Annotated in this window: 23 protein-coding genes and 1 pseudogene; 20 read left to right on the top strand and 4 right to left on the bottom strand. The window is 69.6% G+C overall.

The window, feature by feature from the left end:
- Positions 1–102: 102 nt before the first annotated feature.
- Positions 103–927, bottom strand: coding sequence for an alpha/beta hydrolase (locus QHF85_RS23210; protein WP_281329465.1), 825 nt, complete (start codon positions 925–927; stop codon positions 103–105).
- Positions 928–1,110: 183 nt separating this feature from the next.
- Between QHF85_RS23210 and QHF85_RS23205 the strand changes: the two are divergent.
- Both QHF85_RS23205 and QHF85_RS23200 read left to right on the top strand, forming a co-directional pair.
- Positions 1,111–1,725, top strand: a pseudogene (locus tag QHF85_RS23205) (LysR substrate-binding domain-containing protein); the annotation flags it as partial.
- 54 nt (positions 1,726–1,779) lie between these two features.
- Positions 1,780–2,298 carry a hypothetical protein gene (locus QHF85_RS23200; RefSeq protein WP_281329464.1) on the top strand — a complete coding sequence of 173 codons (519 nt, stop codon included), beginning with the start codon at positions 1,780–1,782 and terminating at the stop codon, positions 2,296–2,298.
- A gap of 34 nt (positions 2,299–2,332) precedes the next feature.
- Here the strand turns inward: QHF85_RS23200 and QHF85_RS23195 are convergent, their stop codons facing one another.
- Positions 2,333–3,469, bottom strand: a complete 1,137-nt coding sequence (locus QHF85_RS23195; protein WP_281329463.1) for a hypothetical protein — start codon at positions 3,467–3,469, stop codon at positions 2,333–2,335.
- A 371-nt stretch (positions 3,470–3,840) separates the two neighbouring features.
- On the opposite strand from QHF85_RS23195, the gene QHF85_RS23190 reads away from it, so the two are divergent.
- Positions 3,841–5,856, top strand: a complete 2,016-nt coding sequence (locus QHF85_RS23190) for a hypothetical protein (protein WP_281329462.1) — start codon at positions 3,841–3,843, stop codon at positions 5,854–5,856.
- A 76-nt stretch (positions 5,857–5,932) separates the two neighbouring features.
- Here QHF85_RS23190 and QHF85_RS23185 read toward each other — a convergent pair whose 3' ends face one another.
- Entirely contained in the window at positions 5,933–7,465 is a 1,533-nt protein-coding gene (locus QHF85_RS23185; RefSeq protein ID WP_281329461.1) for a mechanosensitive ion channel family protein, read from the bottom strand.
- Positions 7,466–7,512: 47 nt separating this feature from the next.
- Here QHF85_RS23185 and QHF85_RS23180 point away from each other — a divergent pair, with 47 nt between their 5' ends.
- The 11 genes from QHF85_RS23180 (at position 7,513) to QHF85_RS23130 (ending at position 16,772) form a co-directional block, all read left to right on the top strand.
- On the top strand, positions 7,513–8,220 hold the full coding sequence (locus QHF85_RS23180; RefSeq protein ID WP_281329460.1) for an ATP-binding cassette domain-containing protein: 708 nt from the start codon (positions 7,513–7,515) through the stop codon (positions 8,218–8,220).
- 275 nt (positions 8,221–8,495) lie between these two features.
- Positions 8,496–8,855 (top strand): ribosome-associated translation inhibitor RaiA, encoded by a 360-nt coding sequence (gene raiA / locus QHF85_RS23175; RefSeq protein ID WP_281329459.1) that lies wholly within the window; start codon positions 8,496–8,498, stop codon positions 8,853–8,855.
- A 187-nt stretch (positions 8,856–9,042) separates the two neighbouring features.
- Positions 9,043–9,522, top strand: coding sequence for a PTS sugar transporter subunit IIA (locus tag QHF85_RS23170; protein ID WP_281329458.1), 480 nt, complete (start codon positions 9,043–9,045; stop codon positions 9,520–9,522).
- Positions 9,519–10,526 carry an HPr(Ser) kinase/phosphatase gene (gene hprK / locus QHF85_RS23165; protein WP_281329457.1) on the top strand — a complete coding sequence of 336 codons (1,008 nt, stop codon included), beginning with the start codon at positions 9,519–9,521 and terminating at the stop codon, positions 10,524–10,526. Before QHF85_RS23170 ends, hprK begins: the two co-directional genes overlap by 4 nt.
- Positions 10,523–11,521, top strand: coding sequence for an RNase adapter RapZ (rapZ, locus tag QHF85_RS23160; protein WP_281329456.1), 999 nt, complete (start codon positions 10,523–10,525; stop codon positions 11,519–11,521). The genes hprK and rapZ overlap by 4 nt, the downstream gene beginning before the upstream one ends.
- Positions 11,518–11,802, top strand: coding sequence for an HPr family phosphocarrier protein (locus tag QHF85_RS23155; RefSeq protein ID WP_281329455.1), 285 nt, complete (start codon positions 11,518–11,520; stop codon positions 11,800–11,802). Before rapZ ends, QHF85_RS23155 begins: the two co-directional genes overlap by 4 nt.
- Complete coding sequence (gene ptsP / locus QHF85_RS23150; RefSeq protein WP_281329454.1) at positions 11,799–13,574, top strand: phosphoenolpyruvate--protein phosphotransferase; 1,776 nt, start codon at positions 11,799–11,801, stop codon at positions 13,572–13,574. Before QHF85_RS23155 ends, ptsP begins: the two co-directional genes overlap by 4 nt.
- A 39-nt stretch (positions 13,575–13,613) precedes the next feature.
- On the top strand, positions 13,614–14,663 hold the full coding sequence (locus tag QHF85_RS23145; RefSeq protein ID WP_281329453.1) for an alpha/beta hydrolase: 1,050 nt from the start codon (positions 13,614–13,616) through the stop codon (positions 14,661–14,663).
- A 176-nt stretch (positions 14,664–14,839) separates the two neighbouring features.
- Complete coding sequence (locus tag QHF85_RS23140) at positions 14,840–15,289, top strand: helix-turn-helix domain-containing protein (protein WP_281329452.1); 450 nt, start codon at positions 14,840–14,842, stop codon at positions 15,287–15,289.
- A gap of 438 nt (positions 15,290–15,727) precedes the next feature.
- Positions 15,728–16,087: a helix-turn-helix transcriptional regulator gene (locus QHF85_RS23135; RefSeq protein ID WP_281329451.1), complete on the top strand. Its 360-nt coding sequence runs from the start codon at positions 15,728–15,730 to the stop codon at positions 16,085–16,087.
- Between the two features lie 178 nt (positions 16,088–16,265).
- Positions 16,266–16,772 (top strand): helix-turn-helix transcriptional regulator, encoded by a 507-nt coding sequence (locus QHF85_RS23130; protein WP_281329450.1) that lies wholly within the window; start codon positions 16,266–16,268, stop codon positions 16,770–16,772.
- Between the two features lie 159 nt (positions 16,773–16,931).
- Here QHF85_RS23130 and QHF85_RS23125 read toward each other — a convergent pair whose 3' ends face one another.
- Positions 16,932–18,563, bottom strand: a complete 1,632-nt coding sequence (locus QHF85_RS23125; RefSeq protein ID WP_281329449.1) for a Ppx/GppA phosphatase family protein — start codon at positions 18,561–18,563, stop codon at positions 16,932–16,934.
- A 50-nt stretch (positions 18,564–18,613) separates the two neighbouring features.
- Between QHF85_RS23125 and QHF85_RS23120 the strand changes: the two genes are divergently transcribed.
- The 6 genes from QHF85_RS23120 to QHF85_RS23095 all read left to right on the top strand — a co-directional run bounded on the left by QHF85_RS23120 (position 18,614) and on the right by QHF85_RS23095 (position 22,561).
- On the top strand, positions 18,614–19,123 hold the full coding sequence (locus QHF85_RS23120; protein WP_281329448.1) for a hypothetical protein: 510 nt from the start codon (positions 18,614–18,616) through the stop codon (positions 19,121–19,123).
- Complete coding sequence (locus QHF85_RS23115) at positions 19,120–19,380, top strand: hypothetical protein (protein WP_281329447.1); 261 nt, start codon at positions 19,120–19,122, stop codon at positions 19,378–19,380. The genes QHF85_RS23120 and QHF85_RS23115 overlap by 4 nt, the downstream gene beginning before the upstream one ends.
- 90 nt (positions 19,381–19,470) lie before the next feature.
- Complete coding sequence (locus QHF85_RS23110; RefSeq protein WP_281329446.1) at positions 19,471–19,629, top strand: hypothetical protein; 159 nt, start codon at positions 19,471–19,473, stop codon at positions 19,627–19,629.
- 127 nt (positions 19,630–19,756) lie between these two features.
- Positions 19,757–21,031 carry a S41 family peptidase gene (locus QHF85_RS23105; RefSeq protein ID WP_281329445.1) on the top strand — a complete coding sequence of 425 codons (1,275 nt, stop codon included), beginning with the start codon at positions 19,757–19,759 and terminating at the stop codon, positions 21,029–21,031.
- A 76-nt stretch (positions 21,032–21,107) separates the two neighbouring features.
- The gene (locus tag QHF85_RS23100; RefSeq protein WP_281329444.1) at positions 21,108–21,890 is read left to right on the top strand and encodes a hypothetical protein; all 783 of its coding nucleotides are present in this window, start codon (positions 21,108–21,110) and stop codon (positions 21,888–21,890) included.
- Positions 21,887–22,561, top strand: coding sequence for a hypothetical protein (locus QHF85_RS23095; RefSeq protein ID WP_281329443.1), 675 nt, complete (start codon positions 21,887–21,889; stop codon positions 22,559–22,561). The genes QHF85_RS23100 and QHF85_RS23095 overlap by 4 nt, the downstream gene beginning before the upstream one ends.
- The last annotated feature ends 184 nt before the right edge of the window (positions 22,562–22,745 follow it).

Below are 22,745 nucleotides of genomic sequence, written 5' to 3'. Positions count from 1 at the left end.
ATGCGCAGGATGGGGTGAGGCGAGGAGGGCCGCCAGTTACGAGTGGTTACATCGCACATACGCCAAGGCGGCCGCGTCGCATAGGCGTGTGGGAGCTGCCCCCTATCTCTTCGCGATCCCCTCCGGCACCGGCCGCGCCCCATTCACCTCTCGCAAAAAGCCTGCGATCTCCGTGTTGAATCGATCACGCGCCTCGTAGAAAGGGGCGTGCCCCACGCCCTCGTACATCGACAGCCGCGCGCCGCGGACGAGCGACGCCGTGCGCGTCGCCATTCCGACCTTCGCGAGGCGGTCCTCCGCGCCGTGAATCACGAGCGCCGGGACCGAAAGCGCCCGCAGCGTCTCGTCCGCGCCTTCGAGCGGAATGTTCCCGACCGCGGCCTGGACCTCGACGGGCACCATGGCGTTGTACGCGAACATCGTCTCGAACTCCGCAGGCGGCGGCTGCACGACGAAGCACGCGCGCAAAAATTCCCGCATGGCCGCGAGCCTCGTGGACAGGTCCTCGGACGTGAGCGGGAGTGGCTCGCCGAGCAGCGCTCGATCGAGGCGCGTCACCGCGTCCACGAACACGACGCCGCCGAGCGCCCCGTCTCCATGTGCACGCAAATAATCGAGGATCACCACACCCCCGAGCGACCATCCGACGACGACGGGGCGCTTCAATCCCGCCCCCTCGATCACGGCCCGCAGCTCGTCCCCCCAGCGTCGATCCTCCTGATAATACTTCGCCTCGAGGGGCTTGTCCGAGACGCCGTGGCCGCGCAGGTCGTACGTCACGATCCGGAAATCTTTCGCGAGGCTGCTATGGATCTGCGGAGCCCACGAGAGGTGGCTCTGCGAGAGGCCGTGAATGAAGAGGACCTCGGGACCTTGGGGATTGCCCCATTCCTGCACCGCGATCGAGAGCCCGTCCGGCGTCTTCACGTGCATCTGCTTCGCAGGCGGCAGGCGTCCATCCGCGGCGATGGCGTTTTTTTTCCGTGCGGCGACCCCCGGGGCGCTCGGCGCCGGAGGCTGCGTCGCCACGCAACCTGCGACGCGCTCGCCGGCATCCAGGCGACGCTGTAGGCGAGCGCGCCCTTCGACCCGGCGCGGGACGAGCGTCATTTCCGCATTGCCGTGTACGACGACATGGAGATCGCGCTCCTGCCGCCGCTGCTCGCGCACCTCGAAGGGATCGGCTCGAAGGTCCGGATCGACGTCCGCCCCTTCGCGCCGGCCGAGGTCCCCGACATGCTCGACGCGGCCGATCTCGACCTCGCGATCGGCGTCCTCAGCGAGGGCCGCACGCACCACAAGCGCCGCGTGATCTGCACCGGCGATTCGTATCTCTGCCTCTTCGATCCCCGCGGGCACGACCCTTCCGTGCCCATGACGGCTGCGCGTTACGCCGCGATTCCGCACGTGCGAATCTCGTCACGCGGGGCGCTGGAGGACGGCATCGACCAGGCGCTCGCGAAGCGCCGATTGAAGCGGCGCATCGCCGTGAGCACGCCGCACGCCGTGGGCGTCCCGTACCTGCTCCGCCGGCTCCGCGCCGTGGCGACGCTGCGCCGGAGCGTGGCGCTCGCCGCGGCCGAGACGCTGGGCCTCGCGACGGCGGACGTCCCGATCACGCTGCCCCGCTCCGGGATTTCGATGCTGTGGCACGCGTCGTATGATCACGATCCCGCGCATCGATGGTTGCATGAGGAAATTCTGCGAATCGCGCGCGAGCTTTGAGGGCGGCGCGTTCCGCGGTTCCGTTCGCGGCGCGATCGGTGGTATGGGACGCCCATGCGATCATTTCTCGTTTTCGGTCTGATCACGGTTGCGTTCGCCGCCGCGTGTGGCTCCACGGTCGACCCGAGCCCGCCGGGCAGCGGCGGATCGGCTGCGAGCTCGACGAGCGCGTCGGGCACGGGCGGCGGAGGCGGGGCGGCTTGCGTGCCGGGCTCGACCACCTCGTGCACTTGTCATGCGATCCAGCCGCCGGGCGTCACGACGTGCCAGGCTGACGGCAACTGGGGACCTTGCATGGCGGAGAATGGCGACGATTGCACCTGCCCCGCGGGGCGCAGCGACGGGTGCTGCGCGGGGGACGGCCTCTGCTGTCCGTGCGTGCAAGGCTGTGATCCGACCAAGGACGACCTCGCAGACGCGCTCATTGCCTGCGTCTGCGCGGCGGGCGTGTGCGCGGACGCGTGCAAGGTGGAGTGCGCCGGCGAGGGGATCACGGGGGATTGCACGCCGTGCGTGCAGCAGGCGGCGATGGGCGCGTGCAAAGCGGAGTACGAGGCCTGCGGCGGGATGTGATTCGACGGCCACGCGCGCGGCCCTCGCCGCCCGGTTACTTGCAGTTCCTGACGATCTTCTTGGCCAGCGATTGCGCGTCTTCGTTCTTGGCGTTTGCTTCGAGGGACTTCGCCGCGTCGCACACGCTCTTCTTCTGAGCGTCCGAGATGCCCTCCCAGGTGGGCAGATCATCGATGAAGTTGGCATTCAAGAGCGGCCTGTCGATCTCCTTGAAGTTCGCCTTCGGCTCGAGCCATTTGAGCTTCGCGACGGCGTTCGTGACCACCGCGTCGCGATGCTTGCAGCTCTCGTCCTTCCAGACGGCCGTCGACGCCTGCCCCCACCCGTCGACGCCCGCCTTCAGAATGTTCCCCAGGCGGTCGCACACCTCGCCTTTTCGCGCCTCGGGCCAGAATGTCGCGATGAACTCCATCGCGCGGGCCGACGTGACGCCCGGCTGGTCGGCCATGACGAGCTCGTACGCGTAATCGAAGGGGACGTCGGTCGCGTGGCTGAGGAAGCCGTGAAGGCTGCCCATCAGGTCGGCGGTCGCCGCCTCGTCCTTGGGGAGCTTGTCGATGAGGCGGATCACGCGGCACGTATACCCCGCGCCTGCCGTGTCGAGCTTGCCGAGGGCTTGAGCGTACGGGAGCCGCTCGAGGCTGTCTTTCGCGGCCTCGACCTTGTCGAGGAGCCGCGCCACCACGAAAGCTTTTTCTTTCTTGATGTTGAACTGGCCGATCTCCATCAAGCAATCGGCGGCCGTCTTGCGCGCGCGTTCCGAGGCATGATCGAGGCCCGCGACGCAGGCGGCGACCACGCCCCCGGGGGCCTCGCCCCCCTCCGGCACGCTCTTCTTGGCCTTCTCCACGAGGTCATCGGCGGCGTCACACCTCCCATACGCATCCGCATCGCACTTGGCGACCGCATCGAACATCGCGGCGTACGAAGAATCGGGAGCGCCGAGCTTCGCGGGGGTGGGCTCGGGGAGATTGCATTTCGCCGCGATGGCGCTGGGCACGCGCGCGGAGGGAGGATTCGCCGCCGCCGCCGAGCCGTTCGGGGCCGCGGCGCCTTCGGTCTTCGTAGGCTCGGCCTTCGTGGCGTCGTCCTTCTTGGAGCACGAAGCGACGGCGAGGGCAGCGACGCACAGGACGCTGAGAGAATGGGAGACGTGGTTTTTCGACGGCATCGGCGGCCGTCCGTAGTCGAGCCGCTCGCCCACCGCAAGGAAAACGGAAGGCTGCCTCTCGGGAGAACTGTCACGCCATCATTACGCTGTCACGACGCCATGACGTCGAAGGGCCGCGATCGTCACGCGAACGCGACAGGGCCCTCCTGGACGTACGGCGGCGCAAGACATCCGTCCCGGGTTTCACGCTGGTACGACGGATGCAGGAGGGGGCGCGACGGCCGACGAAGGGCGGCGTCGGCTTCCGCCGTGGCCTGCGCCAATCAGGCCATGAAATCACTCCATCCACAGTCCTTGGTGCATGAGCGCATGGCTCGACATGTCATCGAGGACGCTGCACGTCCGACGTGACGATTGATCGGGGTTTCATCATGAATCGCAACCTCAAGCAGCTCTGTTCCTTGCTCGGCCTCGGGCTCGCGTTCGCGTCGCCTTCGGTGGCGGAGGCCTACCGCGTCAAGTTGCCGTGGCGCGGCGACGGCCTCCCGGGAAACACCTACATGACGTATGCGCAAGCCGAGCACGGAAACTGTTCGGCGGCATGGCCTTATTGCGAGTCCGACATCTGGGCGAAGCGGTGGGATTCGACGCTCGGCGCATGGACGGAATCCAAGACGCCAGGGGAGGCGGCTCGACCCACGATTCCGTCGGATCATGTGTCGTGGAACATGCCGATCTACTCGCCGGTGGATGGAGAGGTGATCGCCTGCTGGCGACGCATGCCGGATGACGACCTGGAGGGGGATTCGGTCAACTGCCCAGGTGGCGGCAACGGAGGGGTCTGTATGGCCGCTGGTAACTTCGTCGCCATTCGGACCGATGACGACAAGGTCGTCGTGCTCGCCCACCTGAAGCAGGACAGCATCAGCTCGGCGCTCTGCCCGATCACCACCGTTTACAATTACAGCAACCCGGTCGCGAACTCCTGCTCCGAGGTAGCGACCGATTGGACGAAGATTGTCCCGTCGACCGTCCTCGCCACCCCCACGACGATTCGCAAGGGGGAGCTGGTCGGGCGGATCGGCGCCACCGGCGCGTCGGCGTGGCCGCACCTGCATATGCACGTCAAACCGTATGGCGAGACCAGCCTGGGGGAGCCCTGTGTTGGGCAGGGCGAGATGCTCGAGTTCGACGAGGCCTGGAGGCAGCCGATCGACAACACGTCGAATGCCGACAACGATGGGTGGCTCCGGATGGACGGCTCGGGCTGGTACTTCGGGTCGGGTCAGCGAAACCTGTTGTGGAGTGACCCGCAGGGGATCCGCCGCGATTCGATCGACGTGGCCGTCGGCATCAGCTCGTCGGTCATGGTCACGACCGATCCCTTCTATGGCACGGTCCAGGGCGCCGCCGTCTACATCAACGCCGATCACAACCTGGAGGCCGTCGGCTACACGATCGAGTCCGACGATACCTTCACGACGGGCACGACCGTGGAGAAGAGCACGGCCACGTCGGTCGACGCCGCGACGATCAATCCGACGGAGAAGGACTTCGTCGCCGCGATCCGCAACGGCAATGGCAAGCTGCAGCTCGTTCCCTACGCCTTCGGGTTGAACAACAGCGTCGTCGAGGGCACCTTGGGCTACACCTCTTCCACCGACGTCACCCTCGTCAAGGCGACCACCGCCCCGAACCACGACGGCGTGACGGTGGCCCAGAGGAACACGAGCACCGGATATCTCCAGGTGACCAACTTCGGCGCGACGCAGGCGTTCACGAACCTGAGCGTCGACCTGCGTGGCTCGGCGATCTCCAGCACGGCGATCAGCGACGTCGACGTCGCCCGCGTGGTGGCGGGCAAGGCGCTGAGCGGCGATTCAGGCTTCTTCAAGGGGGTCGTCACCGCCGAGCGCCGCACCTCGGACAATGCCGTGGTCGTTCGCTCCTGGTCGATCAGCACCAATGGCATGACCGTCTCCCTGGCCGGGAGCACGGTCGCGTCGAAGGCGGCCGGCGGAACCCTCACAGCGTCCGATGTCGACATTTCGGTCGTCGGCAACGCAGGTCGTGAATTCGCGGTCGTGTCGGCGCGCGAGGTGACGACGGACGAGCTGTGGGTGCAAGTCTATCAGCTCACGAGCCTCGGCGGACTCTCGCGCCTGTCGGAGTGGAACGCCGGCCCGATCTCCGCCCTCTCGTCGGTCGAGGTCGGTGATCGCGACGTGGCCGTCGGCGTGGTGACCAGCGGCGCCCTGAGCGTGCTGTCGTTCAGCGTGGATTCGAGCGGCATCCTCGGCCGCGTGGGCACGCGGGATGCCGGGGCGATCTCGGCCGTCGCCGTCGGCGCGACCCCGACCTCCGAGCACCTCGTCGCCGCGGTGACCAACTCGGTCGGCAATGTCGAGCTGATCCACTACATCACGAATTACAGCACCGCGCTCTGACCGAAGTTTCGCCGTCCCCGAGCGGAATCCCCTCCCTCCCATTACCCCGTCCGCGCCTGCGCCTCCGCCTCTCTTGCTACGGCGCTCCGAGCTCGAAGAAATTCCGGATCCGATCGAAGAGATCCCGCTCCGCCTTCACGACGGACGGCGCAGCCTCGTTTGGCTCGTCCTTCCCCTCCCGCGCGGCGCGCAGCTCCTCGGCCCGCTGCGCGAGCACGCCGGCGAGCTCCCCGGCGAGCTCGGGGCGTTTTTCGATCACGCGCTGGAAGGGTTCTTTTTCGAGCCGGAAGCATTCGACGTCCGTCTCGGCGACCACGGTGGCGAGCCGCGGCGTGCCCGTGAGCAGCGACATCTCGCCGAAAAAGCTTCCGGGGCCGAGCTTCTTCACCGGGAGCAGCCGGCCGTTCTCGGAGATGCGCACGGCCGCCGTGCCGTCCTCGATGAGGTAAAGGCAATGCTGCTCGGCGTCGCCCTGATGGGTGATGATCTCGCCGCGCGTGAAGGGCGCATATCTGAGCTGCTCGGCGAGCTCGTTTCGCTCCGCGGCGGAGAGCGTCTGGAAGAGCGGGACCATGTCGAGGAGCTGTTTGCGTCGCGAGAGGCGCTTCGCGTGTTTCTGCGCCGCGCGGCTCGCCTCCTCGGTCAAAAAGACCGAGGCCGCGGGGATGGCGAGGTGCATGCCCGCGCGCTCCAGCGCGAAGAAGATCCGCGTGCGGACGTCGGAGTCGGTCGGTGTATCCGCGTCGAGGTCGGTCAACCAGTACCGCAATGCATAACGACCGTACGACTCGCCGAGGTCGAGCAGCACGCAGCTCGGCGCGGGGTCCTCCGCGACATGCGGCATCTTGGCGTTCTTCACGGCGTCCCGCACGACGTCGATGACGTCCGAGGGCTGGTACCGGAAATCCACATTGAAATGGATCACGCGGCGCAAATACGAAGGTTTGCCGTGGCGGCGGCCGAACACGGTGACCTGGGACTTCATGAGCACGTTGTTCGGCACGAGCACCGTCTCCCAGTTGCCCGTCTCGATCGCCGTGTATCGCCAGCGGATCTCCGTGACGCGGCCGCTCACGTCGTTGACCTTGATGCGGTCGCCGACCTCGATGGAGTTGTCGAGCTGGAGCGCGAGGCCGCCGGCGACGTTGCCGATGACGTCCTGCAAGGAGAAGCCGAGGATCGCCGTGAGCACGGCGCTCGTGGCGATGAGGCCCGAGAGGTTGATGCCCGCGCGGCTCGTGATCGTCACCGCCGTGACGACCGAGAAGATCGCCACCATCACATCCTCGACGATGCGCGGCGCGTGCAGGCGGAGGCGCGGCAAGACGACGTGGAAGAGCAGCACGGCCGACGCGCCCACGAACGCGACGCCGCCGAAGACCGCCGCCGGGATCCGGATCTCGTCCACGAACGCCGAGCCCGTCACCGCGAGCGCCGCCGCCCCGAGGAGCGAGAGCACGTGCATCGACAAGAAGAAGCCGAGCGGACGGAGCCGCGGCTCACTCGGCGTGGAGAAGCGGCTCGCGACGAGCGCGATCACGAGCGCCGTGACGAGCCAGAACGTGTGCGCGAGGAGCGCTTCCTTCCAGAGCGCGTAGAGGAAAGCCACGGGCGCACCCTACCAGCTCACCGCTAAGCTTTGTTCTGCCTCGCTCGATGTCGCTCCACGCTTCCTCCATCTCCGTGCGCCTCTCGGGTCGCACGCTCCTCCACCACGCGTCCCTCGAAGCGCGGCCCGGTGAGGTCGTCGCCGTGTTCGGGCCGAGCGGCGCCGGCAAGACGACGCTGTTCCGCGTGCTCGTCGGCGAGCTCTCCCCGCTGGAAGGTAAAGTCGTCCTCGCAGGCGAAGACGTCACGCGGCTCCCGCTGTACGAGCGCGCGCGCCGCGGCCTCGGCTACGTCCCGCAGACGCCGAGCGTGCTGCCCGATCTCTCGGTGCGCGACAACCTCGCCGTCTTCGATCGCCTGACCCGCCGAGCGCGTTCGGCCGGCGCGCCCGACGCGCTCGCGATCGCCCGCGAGCTCGGCCTCGAGGGCCTCTTCGACATGCAGGCCGCGCGGCTCTCCGGCGGCGAGCGGCGGCGGCTGGAGATCACACGAGCGCTCTCGGCCGCGCCTCGTGTCCTCGTTTGTGACGAGCCGTTCGCCGCCGTCGATCCGCTCGGCGCGATGCGGGTCGCCGAGCGGCTGCGTGCGCTCGCCGACGCGGGGGCCGCGGTCCTCGTCTCCGATCATCACGTCGACGCGGCCTTGCGCCTCAGCGATCGCGCCGTCCTCCTCCTCGATGGAGAGATCGCGCTCGAAGCTTCCCCCGAGGCGTTTCGAGCTCATCCGCTCGTGCAGTCTCGTTACGCCGCGCACTGACGACGAAAGTGTGCGACGCGGGATTGTCCGGGCAGCACCGCGGGTTTCATCGAGGACATGCAGTGTCTCGGCAGCACGATGGAAACGAGGCGTTGGCCGGCAAACGTAGCGGTCACGCGAGCTTCCACCGGTCCAAGGGTCCGGCATCGTTGCGACGCCCGAGGCGCATCTAATCCACGCGCGTCGGCTCGGCCTGCGGTGATACGATGGCCGATGGCGCCGTGACGAGCGCACCTCAGGTGCGCCGCCCCGGAAGGAAAGGAAGGCAGCCCTCGATGAACATCGCAATCACGTTCCGACACATGGTGGGTACGGACGCGGTGAAGCAGCACGCGCACGACAAGGTCGCCAAGCTGCAAAGGTTCCTCCGTCAAGCCATGACCGCGCAGGTCACGTTGTCCGTCGAAGGCCTCGACCACATCGCGGACGTGAGGATCTCCTCGGGGAGCCAGCAATTCCACGCCACGGTCCGCAGCCAGGACATGTACGCCTCGATCGACAAGGTCATCGACAAGCTGGACCGTCAGATCGAAGCGGACAAGACGGCGAGCATGGCGAGGAAGCGCGGAGGGACGAGCGCGGCCGAGTTCGCGGCCGAGGCCTCCGAGGTCGCCGAAGGACGCGCGCGCGACTGAAAGCGAGCCTCACGCTCTACGCCCTCGCCAGGCGAGCCTTTCCGTAGTAGGGCTCGCCCGTGCTTCCGCCGAGGCACGGGGGGGGACAGGCAACGGTCGATTCCACGGCGCAGCCGAGCGCCGCGCTGGCGCCCCTCCAGCGGTCGCGCGGCGCACGCCCCGCTCTCCCAACCCCCCCGGCACGATCATGGGTGTTCTCGAGATCCTGAGCGCGGACCACGTCTCGGTGGCGAACGAGGCCGAGGGCGTCGTCCGCTCCAAGCCCGAGGCGCTGCATCGCATCGCCGAGCTGCTCGCCCGCGGCCTCGTCCCCGTCGCGTCGGCGGCGGAGATCGAGCGCGTGCTCGTCGAGCGCGAACGACTCCAGTCGACCGGCGTGGGCAGCGGCGTGGCCATCCCGCACGGCGCGCTCGAAGGCCTCGATCGGCACGTGGGCGCGGTCCTGCTCTGCCCGCACCCGATCGACTTCGACGCGATCGACCGCGCGCCCGTGAGCATCCTCTTCGCCGTCGTCGGCCCGAAGCGCGCCGCGGGCGAACACCTGAAGACGCTGGCGCGCGTGTCGCGGCTCCTTCGCGACGACGAGTTCCGCAAGCGCTTGCTCCTCGCTCCGAGCGGCGTCGACGCCTTCGCGATCATCGCCGCCGAGGAGGGCAGGGGCCCGTGACCGACGAGGCGCCTCGTAGCGTGCCGGCTCCGCGCCCCTCGATGAGCGTGCGCGCGCTGCTCGCCGATCCCGGCCTCGGCGTGGGGCTCGAGATCATCGCGGGCGAGGCGGGCCTCGATCGCATCATCGAGTCGACGCGCATCCAGAAGTCGGGCCTCGCGCTCGTGGGGCACTTCCACGGCATCACCGCGTCGCGCATCCAGATCTTCGGCCAGACCGAGCTCTCGTTTTTGCACACGCTCGAAGGGGACGACCGCGCGAAGAAACTCCGCGATTTCTTCGCGCGGGATCTCTGCTGCGTGATCGTCACGCGCGCCTCGCGCGGCGAGGCCGAGGCCCCCGCGGAAGGCGTGCCGGAGCTCGTGGCCGCGGCCGAGGCGTCGGGGACGCCGCTGCTGCGCTCGGCGGAGCGATCGAGCGTGACCATCACGGCGGTGCACGCGCTGCTCGACGACAGGCTCGCGCCGCGCGTGCGCATGCACGGCGTGCTCGTCGACGTCTTCGGCGTGGGCGTGCTCCTCACGGGGCCGAGCGCGATCGGCAAGAGCGAGTGCGCGCTCGACCTCGTGATGCGGGGGCATCGCCTCATCGCCGACGACGTCGTCGAGTGCGACTACCGCCCGCCGGGCATGGTCTTCGGCGCGGCCGCGCACCTCCTGCGCCACCACCTGGAGGTGCGCGGGCTCGGCATCCTCAACGTGAAGGATCTCTTCGGCGTGACGGCGATCCGCGAGCGCAAGCGCATCGACGTGGTCATCAAGCTCGTCGAGTGGTCGAAGGACGTCGAGTACGACCGGCTCGGCCTCGAGGACCGGTACCACACGATCCTCGGCGTGAAGGTGCGCGAGCTCGTGATCCCGGTGCGGCCGGGGCGCGACATGTCGACGATCATCGAGGTCGCTGCGCGGAACGAATTGCTCAAGAACGCGGGGCACCACGCCGCGCGTGAGTTCTTCGGCAACCTCGAAGGCGCGCTTCTGAGCGGAGGGAGGCGAGATCGATGAGCGACAAGAGCCGCGTCGTCGTGGTCACCGGGCTCTCGGGGGCCGGCAAGTCCACCGCGCTCCATGCCCTGGAAGACCTCGGCTACTTCTGCGTCGACAACCTCCCGACGTCCCTCGTGCCCGCCACGATCGAGGTCTGCGAGTCCGGCGGCATCCGCCGCATCGGCCTCGGCATCGACGTGCGCGCCTTCGCCTTCCTCGACGGCGCCGCGCCCACGCTCTCGCGCATCGCCGAGGGGCGCGACATGGCCATCCTCTTCCTCGACGCGACCGACGAGGCGCTGCTCCGTCGCTTCAACGAGACACGACGGCCGCACCCGCTCTCGGCCGCGGCCTCACGCGCGCCCGGCAGCTCCGGCGGCCTCGCCGTGCTCGACGGCGTGCACCTCGAGCGCGAGCGCCTCGCCCCGCTGCGCGCGCTCGCCACGATCGATCTCGACACGACGCGCCTCAGCGTGCACGAGCTGCGCCGCCAGATCATCGCGCACCTCGGGCCGGGCAAGGCCGAGGCGCCGCGCATGAGCACGCGCTTCGTCTCGTTCGGATTCAAGTTCGGCGTCCCGGTCGATGCGGATCTGATCTTCGACGTGCGGTTCCTCGACAACCCGCATTTCGTCCCGGAGCTACGGCGGCTGCCCGGGAGCCACCCCGCGGTGCGCGATTTCGTCCTGCGGAGCCCCGAGGCGTCCGAGCTCCTCGAAAAGATCGGATCGCTGCTCGAGTTCTCGCTCCCCCGGTACGAGCGGGAAGGGAAGAGCTACCTGACCATCGGCGTCGGCTGCACCGGAGGGCGTCATCGATCGGTGGCGCTCGCGGAGGTTTTGGCCGACAATCTACGCAGGAAGGTGGAGCTACCCATCTCGGTCGCGCATCGTGACGTCGGCAGGGCGGAGCACACCGCGCCGCTCGAGTCCGATCCACAGCCGCTCGATCGGGTCGCCATCGAAGGGGCGGAGGGGGCGCCGCGCTCCACCGACGGCGGAGGGAACACGTGAGCGACGCGAGCGCGACGGGGCGGTTCACGATCGTCAACGCGCGCGGCTTGCACGCGCGGGCGGCCACGAAGCTCGTGCAGCTCGCCGGCAAGTACCCGTGCGAGGTCACGGTCGCCGGGCCCGACGGGCAGGAGGCGAACGCGAAGAGCGTGATGGGCGTGCTCCTGCTCTGCGGCGGCGTCGGCAGCGTGATCGAGGTGAAGGCCCGCGGCGAGGCCTCGGCCGAGGCCGTGGCGGCGATCGGCAAGCTCATCGCCGATCGCTTCGGAGAGCCCGAATGAGCGCGGAGCCTCCCTCGAAACCGACCGACGTTCTCCGCGGCATCGCGGGCTCGCCGGGCGTCGCAATCGGCAAGGTCGTCGTCTTCGGCAAGAGCCGCGCGCCTTGCCCGCGTCGCACGATCGGTCCGGGGGAGGTCGACATCGAGGTCGCGCGTTTCGAGGAGGCCGTCGCGCGCGCGCAGCGCGACCTGCGCGAGATGACGCAGCGCCTCACCGAGCGCAGCGCCGAGGCCTCCATCCTCGAAGCGTACGTGCTCATGACGGGCGACCCGGTGCTCGCCGAGGCCGTGCGTCACCAGATCCAGAAGGAGAAGCGCGCCGCCGAGTGGGCCGTCGCCGAGGCGTCCGACGTGATCGCCAAGCGGCTCGCGGCGCTCGACGATCCGTACCTGAGCGAGCGCAGCCACGACGTGCTCTTCATCGGCGATCGCATCCTGCGCGCCTTCGGCACGACCGGGCCCGAGCAGCAGCACCTGCGCCTCGACGGGCCCTCCATCGTCGTCGCACACGACCTCTCGCCCGCGGACACGGCGGCGATGATCAACCAGCCCGTCGTCGGCTTCGTGACCGAGGTCGGCACGCGGACGAGCCACACGGCGATCATGGCGCGCGCGCTGGAGATCCCCGCCGTCGTCGGGGTGACCGACGCGCTCGCGCGGATCTCCGGCGGTGACCAAGTCGTCGTCGACGGCCTGCGTGGCTCGGTCCTCGTGCGCCCGGAGGCGCGCGAGCTCGACGAGGCGCGCGCCCGCGGCGAGCGGCACACCGCGCTCTCGCGGGAGCTCTCCGTCTCGCGGGATCGTGAAGCGACGACGCAGGACGGCGTGCGCGTCACGCTGCGCGCGAACGTCGAGCTCCCGGCCGAGGCGATCCTCGCGCGTGATCACGGCGCCGAGGGCATCGGCCTCTACCGCACCGAGTTCCTCTACATCGATCGTTCGCTGCCGCCGACCGAGGATCAGCAGTTCGAGATCTTCCGCGCCGTCGTCGAGACGATGCGCCCGATGCCCGTCACGCTGCGCACGTTCGACATCGGCGGCGACAAGTTCATCTCGAGCCTCAAGCTCCCGCCCGAGATGAACCCGATGCTCGGCCTTCGCGCCGTGCGGCTCGCGCTCTCGCAGCCCGAGGTCTTCCTCGAACACCTGCGTGCGATGGTCCGGGCGAGCGCGTACGGCGAGGTGAAGATCATGATCCCCATGATCGCCAGCCTCTCCGAGCTGCGGCAGGTGCGCGTCCTCCTGGAGAAGGCGATCGAGCAGGTGAAGGAGCGGGGACTCCCGTGCGCGGACGAGATTCCGCTCGGGATCATGGTCGAGGTGCCGGCGGCCGCGGTGCTCGTGGATCTCTTCGCGCAGGAGGCGAGCTTCATGAGCCTCGGGACGAACGACCTCGTCCAGTACACGCTCGCCGTCGACCGCACGAGCCGCTCGCTCGCCTACCTCGCCTCGTCCTTCGATCCTGCGATCCTGCGGCTCATCCGCAGCGTGGTGCGCGCGGGCGAGGGCTGGGATTGCCCCGTCTCGATCTGCGGGGCGATGGCGAGTGATCCGCTCGCCGCGGTCCTGCTCGTGGGCCTCGGCATGCGTGACTTTTCGATGGAGGCGGCCGCGATCCCCGAGATCAAGGAGGCGCTCCGGCGCGTGACGCTCGTCGAGGCCGAGGCTGTCGCGCGGGAGGCCTTACGGTTCGGCACCTCCGACGAGGTCGAGCACTGCGTGGCCGAGGCGTTCGCGCCGCGCCTCTATGATCTTCTCACCGGCGAGCGTTGAAGGCATCCTCTCCTCTGGCCCGAAAAACCCGAGGAGCTCATGACCGCCATCACGTCGCTCAAGATCCAGACGCCTCGCCTTCGCACGCACGTGCTCGTCAGCGGACCCGCGGACGGCGTGCCCGTCCTCTTCATCCACGGCAACTGCTCCTCTGCTCGGTTCTTCGAGCAGACGATGGCCGCGCTCCCGGCGGGCTTTCGCGCCATCGCGGCGGACCTCCGCGGCTACGGCGACACCGAGCCCGGGCCCATCGACGCGACGCGCGGCCTGCGTGATTTCTCGGACGACCTCGCGGCGCTGCTCCAGCACGCGGAGCTCGGCATCAAGGGCAAGGTGCACGTCGTCGGCTGGTCGGTCGGCGGCGGCGTCGCGATGCAGCTCGCGATCGATCACCCCGAGCTCGTCGGCAAGATCGTCCTCGAAGCGCCGATGTCTCCCTACGGGTTCGGCGGCACGCGCGGCGCGCACGGCGAGCCGTGTTTTTCGGACTTCGCAGGCTCGGGTGGAGGCACGGCGAACCCCGAGTTCGCGCGTCGGCTGAAGGAGGGCGACGCCTCGGAGGAGAGCGCGTTCTCGCCGCGCAAGGTGATGAACGACTTCTACTTCAAGCCGCCGTTCCGCGTGGAGAAGGAGCGCGAGGAGCTCTTCGTCGCGGAGATCCTGAAGATGGTCGTCGACGACGCGCACTACCCCGGCGACATGACGACGTCCTCGAACTGGCCCACCGTCGCGCCCGGCGCGCGCGGCGTGAACAACGCGCTCGCGCCGAAGTACGTGAACCTCTCGGGCTTCGCGAAGATCGCGCCCAGGCACGACGTCCTCTGGATCCGTGGAGACGGCGATCAGATCGTCAGCGACACGTCGCTCTTCGACTTCGGCTTCCTCGGCAAGCTCGGCGCGGTCCCAGGCTGGCCCGGCGACGACGTCTACCCGGCGCAGCCCATGGTGTCGCAGACGCGCGCCGTGCTCGACGCCTACAAGGCGAACGGCGGCAGCTACCGGGAAGAGGTCCTGCCGAACGTCGGACATTCGCCGCACATCGAGGCGCACGACACGTTCGTCTCCGAGCTCGTTCGTTTCCTCGGCTGACCGGCGGGCCCGAGGGGGGGCGGGCTCTTTCGGGCACCTTCGGGTCGTCTGTCAAAAAATGAGGTTAGGGACCGAAAAACCGGGCGACGGACCAACCTCGCACAAACTCGACTTGGGTTTTTCGATCGCACGTGCACGCGGCCCCGCAGAACGTGTTAGGTTTGTCGCGGGTCAGGATGAAGCGCAGGTCGAGCGAAACGCAGGCGCAGGGATCGAAGACGCGAGCGGCGGCCCGCGAGCGCGCGGGCATCACGAGCGGGCTGCCGGAGCCGTATGCGGGCAAGCTCGGAGCGCGGATGCGTGATCTCCGGCTCGAGCGAGGTCTGTCGCTCGCGAGCTTGCGTGAGGCGGGGGGCCTGACGCCGAGCCAGATGTCGAGCGCGGAGCGCGGGCGGGTGCGTGTCACGATGGGCACGGTCGTCGCGGTGGCGCGAGCGCTCGATGTGCCGCCGTTCGTGCTCATGGCGTTTCCCGACGAGGATCCGCTCTCGGCCGTGCTGGAGGAGATCCGGCAAGCGTACGGCGGCGATATGCGGCGCGTGAGCGCGGTGATCGAGGAGCGCACGGGCGGAAGGCCCGGGAAGAAGCGCGCCGCGCGCGCGACGAAACGCTCGCTCCACGAGTAGAGCGAAAAGTCAAGACAATCATTGCGGGGCCGTACCGAGGCCTCCCTGTCGAGGACGGGGGGTGGCGTCGTGTGAGACCGGCCTGTGCGGGGGCCGCTTGGCCTGACAACCGCCGCGACGCGCCGTGGGCGCGGGGGGCCTTCTGCGGGGTTTGCCCTGAAATCCAGCGTGGTTCGGCGCATCCGCCGGGACCTTCGGGCGCCGCGGGCGTGCTTGCTGTGTCGAACCCGGATTTCGTTTCCGGAAATGAATGACCCGCGTGTCGATTTATGAGCGTTCGAAATGCGTTCGAACATTGGGAAAAGGTGCGCGACGTGGTAAGTGGTTTGGCCTGGATGATCCCATTGGGTCATCTGGTCGAATCTTCGAAGACGGTAACGGTCGACCGATGGTCGACCGCATGCTTGGCAGGAAAAACGGTTTCCGAGGTGCAATCCCGTGCCCACACGTTCCGTTCCGGACCCGTTCGCCGCCCTCATCGGTGCTCGAATTCGAGAGCTCCGGCGCGAGAAGGATATGTCGCTCTCTCAATTGGCGAGGGCGAGCGGTCTTTCCAAGGGCCACGTTTCGAACCTGGAGAATGGCCTGGCGCTCATGAGCGTCGGCACGTTGCAGGCCGTGGCCCGGGTGCTCGGCGTGCCGATGTTCGTCTTGTGCATGCGGGACGAGGACGAATCCTTCTCCGCGTACCTCGATAACGTCCTCCGCGAGGAAGGCGGCGACGTGGGCCGCGCGGCCGAGCGGCTCCGGGAGTTCTTCTTCGGCAAGCCATCCGGGCAGGGGAGGGGACCAGGGTAGGGCGCCAATGCGGGCGCGGTTGTCGGGACATGCGCGTCCTACGGGGACGTTGTGCCGGGCGAGGGCGACATGGTAGAGTTCGTCCCATACGAACGCGGCCACGACGAACCGCCGCGTCTCGTCCTGGCCTTCTCCGCGTCTCCGGTACGCCGGGGCGCACGTTCGAGGTGGAAAAACCATGCCCCGTCGTCCGACTCCCGAGCCCGTCGCTGCCAAGGTGGGAGCCCGAATCCGTGATCTGCGCCAGGAGCGCGGAATGTCGCTCGCGGCCCTCGCCGACGAGAGTGGTCTGTCCAAGGGGCACATGTCGAGCGTGGAGCGCGGGCTCGTCCTGATCACGGTCGGGACCGTGGTCTCCGCCGCGAAGGCGCTCGGCGTCCCGCCCTTCGTGCTCCTCATGTTCCCCGAGGAAGAGCCGCTTGCCGCCGTGGTCGAGCACGTGCGGTCGAGCGAAGGCGGCGACACGGACAAGGCCGCCGCTGCGCTGCGCAAGCTCGTCTTCGGGCCGAACGGCCGGCCGCCGAAGACGGTCACGCCGACGAAAAACACCGCGGCGAAGGCCACGCCCGCGAAACCCGCGGCGAAGGCTGCGCCCGCGAAGGCCGCGCCCGCGAAGCCCGCCGCTGCCACGCCCGCCGCCCCGGCCACGCCGGCGCCCGCCGCAAAGGGCCGCCGCAAGCGCTGAGGGGATACCCGGACAACCTCGGCGCGCGCTAAATCGGCGCGCGCCAAACCCGGGCCGCGCCGGGGGGTTTGGGGGGGCGGAGCTCGGCTTGCCCGAGCATTGCCCCCGAACCTCGAAAGAGGTTCTTCCCGTAACACCCGTTTCGAAGGCGCGCGGGCTTCAGCTCCGCGGCGTCGGAACCGGCGTCTTTCGCGAGGGCGGCGGCACCGTCGTCGGCGTCCGCGACGCGCCCGTCGCCGCATCCACGATGCGTACGTCGAGCCCGAGCGCGTCCTTCAACATCCCGCACTTCGCCGCGACGGTCCACTCTTCGAGCGAGCGGTCCTCCGTGCCCGAGAGCTCGAGCACCAGCGTGTCGCCCTCGATGCGCCCGCTGACCCCGGCGACCTTGGCCCGGTGCTCCCGATCGAGCGCGTCCGCGACGCGCAGGATCGCCGCCATCGCCTTGACCTTCGCCCGGTCCTCGCGCGAGAGCGTGCGGAAGTTCTCGTGGTCGAGCTGCGGCGGGCTCTTCCTGTGGTACCGCGCCACGTTGGCCACGATCTCGCGCTCCGCAGGCGACAGGCCCATCAGGTCGGCGTGCACGATGAGGTAGTAGCTGTGCTTGTGGTGGCCCTCGTACCGCACGAAGTCGCCGACGTCGTGCAGCAGCGCCGCCGCGTGGAGTAGGATGCGGTCGCGCGGGCTCATGCGGTGGCGCGCGGCGAGCTCGTCGAAGAGGCGGGTCGAGAAGCGCGCCACGAGCATGCCGTGCGCCTCGTCGAAGTGGTAACGGCGACCGAGCCGGACGCACGCCTCGCTGACGGCGGCCGCCTCGCCCCCGAAATCACGCGGCACGAAGTGCTGGCGCGCGAGGTCCACGAGCACGCCTTCCTTGAGCCCCACGCCCGGCGCCGTGATCGACTCGCGCCCGAAGGCCTCCGCGACCCGGCAGAGCACGGTCGCCGCAGGGACGATCGTGTCGGCGCGATCGGGCCGGAGGCCGTAGGCGGCCACGCGCTCGTCCACGCTCTTCGCCGAGAGCTCGTCGAGCAGCCGGCGCATCGCGCGGACCTCGATCGCGCGTCCCTCGGGGAAGGCGATCGGCATCGGGCAGAGGTCGGCGAGCGTCTCGATGTTGCCGCCCGTGCCGATGACGACGTCGACGGGCCCGTCGGAGGCGTCCTCGATCTCGCGGAAGGCGTCGGCGCAGACGCGGTCGACGTACTCTTCGAGGAGCGCGCGGTGGCTGATGTCGATCGGGCCGCGTCCTTCGAGGAACGCTTCGAGCAGGCGGACGGTCCCGACGGGCAAGGAGCGGGAGTAGATCGGGAGGCGGCCTTCGAGCAGCGTGAGCTCCGTCGAGCCGCCGCCGATGTCGACGAGCAGCGAGCGGCGCTGTCCCATGGCGATGCGCTCGACGACGGCGAGCTGCACGAGGCGCGCTTCCTCCACGCCCTCGATGATCTCCACGTGCACGCGGCTCTCGCGCTCGGCGCGCTCGACGAAGAGGTCTCCGTTTTGCGCCTCGCGCGCGGCGCTCGTGGCGACGGCCCGGTAGCGCTCGACCTTCGCCGCGTCCATGGCCGCGCGGAAGCGCTTCAGCGCCTCGCAGGCCGCGCCGATGACGCCGTTCTCGAGGCGACCTTTCGTGAAAACGTCGTGCCCGAGCCGCACCGGCGCGCGATCGACGAGCACGTCGCGAAAGGGGTAGAACCGCGGACCTTCGTCCGTGAGCAGGGGCGGGTCGACGTCGACCACGCGAAGCCGGATGGCGTTGGACCCGATGTCGATCGCCGCGAGGCGAGCCATGGCGGGAGAAGTAGCGGAGCGGGGCCTGGTTGGCTACTCTCATGGCGCTCATGGCCACCGTCTTGCGAACCATCTTGCCGATTGTCGCGACCGCCGCCCTCGGCGCCGTCGCCCTCGGATGCGGACCCGAGCCGGTCCGCGCGCCGAACCCCACGAGGACCCTCGACGAGCGCCGCGCGCTCGAGGTCATCCGTCGCGCCGTCGCCCAGGAGGGCATGCAGCCCGCGCCTGCCCGCGATGTCGAGCTGCGGAACGGCAAAGCCTTGCGCGTCGATGTGAGCGTCGACGGCCACGAGTTCGGGATCGCCTACATTTCCGACGAGGACCAGGACAAGCTCGGCGACGCGATCAAGCCGCCGAACGGCGCCGACGAGAAGCTCCGCCTGGAGCGCGTCGGCGCGGACGGCGAGGTCCGCATCGTGCTGCTCTACCAGACGAACTACCGCTACGACGACCTCGCCGGCGAGTCGCACGAGCTCACCACGATCACCGCCGAGCGCACGCTGACGCGTGACGTGCGCGACTTCATCACGTACGCCAAGACGAAGAAGTTCAAGTGAGCCTCGGCGACAAGATCTCCACGCTGGTGCAGGGCGAGTCCGAGCGCGCTGCCGGGCCGCGGCGCGCGCTGCTCGTGGCCAGCACCGCGCTGCTCGTCGGTCTCGGCCTCGTGGGCCTCCGCCCGAGCGACCCGAACGATACGGGCCTCATCGACCTGGGCATGGTCCTGACGCTCCTCGCGCTCTTCCTCCTGATCGGCGCCATTCACACCTACGGTCGTCTTGGGCCTGACGAGGGGGGCAGCCGGGGCGGCTGACCGCGGGTCCTTTCGGGGCGCGGCGGACCTGCCGCACGCCCCTGCTCGACGGGCTTGCGAAGCAAGCGCGCTTGGACCAGCATCGCGCGCATGCATCGTCCCAGCCGCCAGCACCAGCACCTGCTCGAGAAGATCGCCCGCAAGGAGTCCCGCGCCAAGGTGAACAACCGCAAGCCCGGTACGCGCCTGAAGCAGTGGAAGAAGTGGGCCGAGGCCTACAAGGCCGTCGCCGAGCAGGCGCAGGCGTAGTCAGACGCGCGGCGCTCGAGCCGCGCATCGTCTCCGCAAGAAATACGTTCCCTTCCCGTCTTCATCCCCACCGCATCGTCGCGAGGCCGTTGCAACGAGGTGACTCGTCGTTGCACCCTCGCGGCTGATGCGCGCCTTGCTGTACGGAGGCCTCCTCGCTCTCGGGCTCACCCTCGCCGGGTGCGCTGGATCCTGGGGCTCTCCCGATCGAAGCCAGCGCGCTTCCGCCGCCCTCACCGCGAGCTTCGCCGCGCTCGTCGCGAGCCCGAACGACTTCGACGTCGAGCCGCGCGAGGTCACGGCCGCGCTCGCCGAGGCGGATCTCGACTTCGCGCTCGACGTCTTCGCCGACGCGTACGCCGCGCCCGAGGGCCACGCGCCCGTGCCGCCGCGCGCGCGCATCGACGAAGCGCGCCGCGTGATCCAGAGCCGCGCGACCTTCTCCCCCTTCGAGCTCGCGACCCTCCTGCGGGATCTGCTCCGCGCCGACGACGGCCACCTCGCCTTCGGCCACGGCGGCGACAGGCCGCTCCGCCTCGAAGCGTTGCCCGCTCCACCCGCGCCGCCGGCGAGCGCTGCGCCGCCCGTGGAGCTCGTCGAAGGCGAAGTGCCCGTCGTCGTGGTGCGCACCTTCGAGACGGCCGCGGCCGCGGCGCTCGGCACGTTGCCGCGCCTCGCCGAACGCCTCCGCGCGGCGCCAGCGTTCGTCGTGGATCTGCGCGGCAACGGCGGCGGGAACTACGCCTTCGCCGAGCGCTTCCTGCTCGCGCTCGCGCACGGGCCGATCCATGCGCTCGGCACGCGCGAGGTCCAGTCCGTGACCGCCGCGCTCGGGCGCGTGAACGCGGCGAAGAGGCGCCTCGCGCGGGGCGACGTGCCGGAGGCCGCGCGCGCGATGTTCTTCGAACACATCACGCGGCTCGAACAGCTCGCCGACGATCTCGCCGCGCGCGGAGAAGGACGCGTCGAGATCGTCCGCAACGGCGAGAGCTTGCAAGGCACGGCGCCCGCGCCGCTCGCGGGTCGCGGCGTCGTCCTCGTCGATCGCGGCTGCGCTTCGGCGTGCGAGATGTTCGTCGCGCTGGCGCGGCAGATCCCGGGGCTGCTCGTCGCAGGCGAGCGCACGCGCGGCAGCATGGCGGTCGGCGAGGTCGCGTGGTTCTTGCTCCCGCGTTCGCGCCTCGTGATCACGCTCGGCACGCGCGCTGTCGTGGATCCGCTCGGCGACTTCGACGAGACGCGTGGGTTCGTCCCCGATCTCGATCTCGCCGGGCCCGACGCGCTCGTCGAGGCGAGGCACGTGGCCGCGTTCGCGCCCGCTTCCGCGTGGGCGGCGGCACGTGCGCGAGAGCTCCGCGTCGAGGCCGCGGCGGGCCGGTCCGGAACGAAAAAGCCGCGTTGACCTCCTGGGTGCCTCACGTATTCTCCGTTTTTACGCGCGTGCGCGCAGCACCACGCGCGAGGGCGGAGGAACCTGCATGCTCGAGGCGAAGGCGAACAGAACGAAGGGAGCTCCTCGTGCGCTCGCAGCGGCGCTCTTCGTCGCGGTAGGCGTCTCCTCGCAGAGCGCCGCCGCGCAAGCGCCCGCGCAGCCCGACACGTCGGCGCCTCCGCCGCCGCCGCCGGGCTACGAGGCCACGGCACCGCAGGTCGCGCCGCTGCCGCCGCCGGGGTACGCGCCGCCGCCCGGGTATCCGCAGGGCTATCCGCAAGGGTATCCGCAGGGCTATCCGCCGCCGGGGTACGCGCCGCCGCCCGGGTATCCGCAGGGGTATCCGCCGCCGGGATATCCGCCGCCGGGGTACGGGCCAAACAGCTATGGATACGGCCCGCCAGGCTCTTCGCTCCCCGCGACGCTCCCGTACGAGGAGGGCGATCCGATCCCGCCGGGCTACCGCGTCGACAGCCGCATTCGCAAGGGCCTCGCCATCGGCGGCGGCGTGACGTTCGGCGTCGCGTGGTTCTTCTCCGCCATGATCGCCTCGATCGGCGACAGCGTCTCGAGCGACTCGGGGCTCTGGCCGCTCTACATCCCGGGCGTCGGGCCCTTCGTCGCGATGGGCACGCTCGACTCCGAGGGGGCCGGGACCTTCTGGCTCGCGCTCGACGGGATCGCGCAATCGGGCGGCATCGCGATGTTCATCGCCGGCGTCGTCGCCCAGGAAAAGCGGCTCGTCCGATCCACCGATGCCTCCGTGACCGTGATGCCTCTCCGGTTCGGCCCGCATGGAGCGGGTCTGGGCCTCGTGGGGACGATGTGACGACGCGACGAACGCTCCTTTCTTTCAGCGCAGCGCTGACGATCCTTGGTGTTGCAAGCATCTCCCAGGCGCAGGGGGCGCAGCCGCCTCCGCCGCCGGGCGTGATGCCATCGCAGCAACAACCTCCGCCGCCGAGCGCGATGCCGCAGCAGCAGCCTCCGCCGCCGGGCGCGCTCCCGCAACAACCTCCGTTGCCGATGGGCGCGGCGCCGCCGGGGTATCCGCCGCGCGGCTCCTATGCGCCGCCCATCTTCGGACCCTCGCGCTTGCCGTACAAGGAAGGCGATCCGATCCCGCCCGGCTACGGCATCGAGACGAGGCCGCGTTACAAGATGGCGACCGCGGGCCTCGCGACGTTCGCGCCGCTCTACGGGATGTCGGTCCTCTTCGCGGGCAGCTTCGCCGGCAGCGAAGGCGTGGTCTCCGGCTACTACACGCCGCTCTTCATCCCGGTCATCGGTCCCTTCGTCGCGATCAGCACCTCCGACGCCGAGAGCTTTGGTGTCTTCATGCTCATGCTCGACGGCCTCGGGCAGGCCACGGGCGTCGCGCTCTTCGTGGCGGGGCTGCTCTCCGACGAGAAGTTCGTCTCGCGCACCCCGACCGCATTCGATCCGCGCCCCGAGGTCGTGGTCGGCCCGCGGGCCGCTGCGCTCCGGTGGCAGTTCTGAGCCGTGGATCGACGATGAAAGGGACTCCGCCCATGGACACACGCAAGCGCACGTCGATCCCCGGCCTCGCGCGCCGCCTCGCGCCGCTCGCCGCGCTCTCGCTGGGCCTCGCCGTCACGCTCCCCGCGAGCGCGCAGCCGGCCCCCGCCGCGCCGCCGTCGACCGCGGCCGCCGCGCCTCTGCC

The organism is Polyangium sp. 6x1, from assembly GCF_029946515.1.
Lineage (GTDB): Bacteria > Myxococcota_A > Polyangia > Polyangiales > Polyangiaceae > Polyangium.
This window is presented reverse-complemented; position numbering and strand designations above follow the sequence as displayed.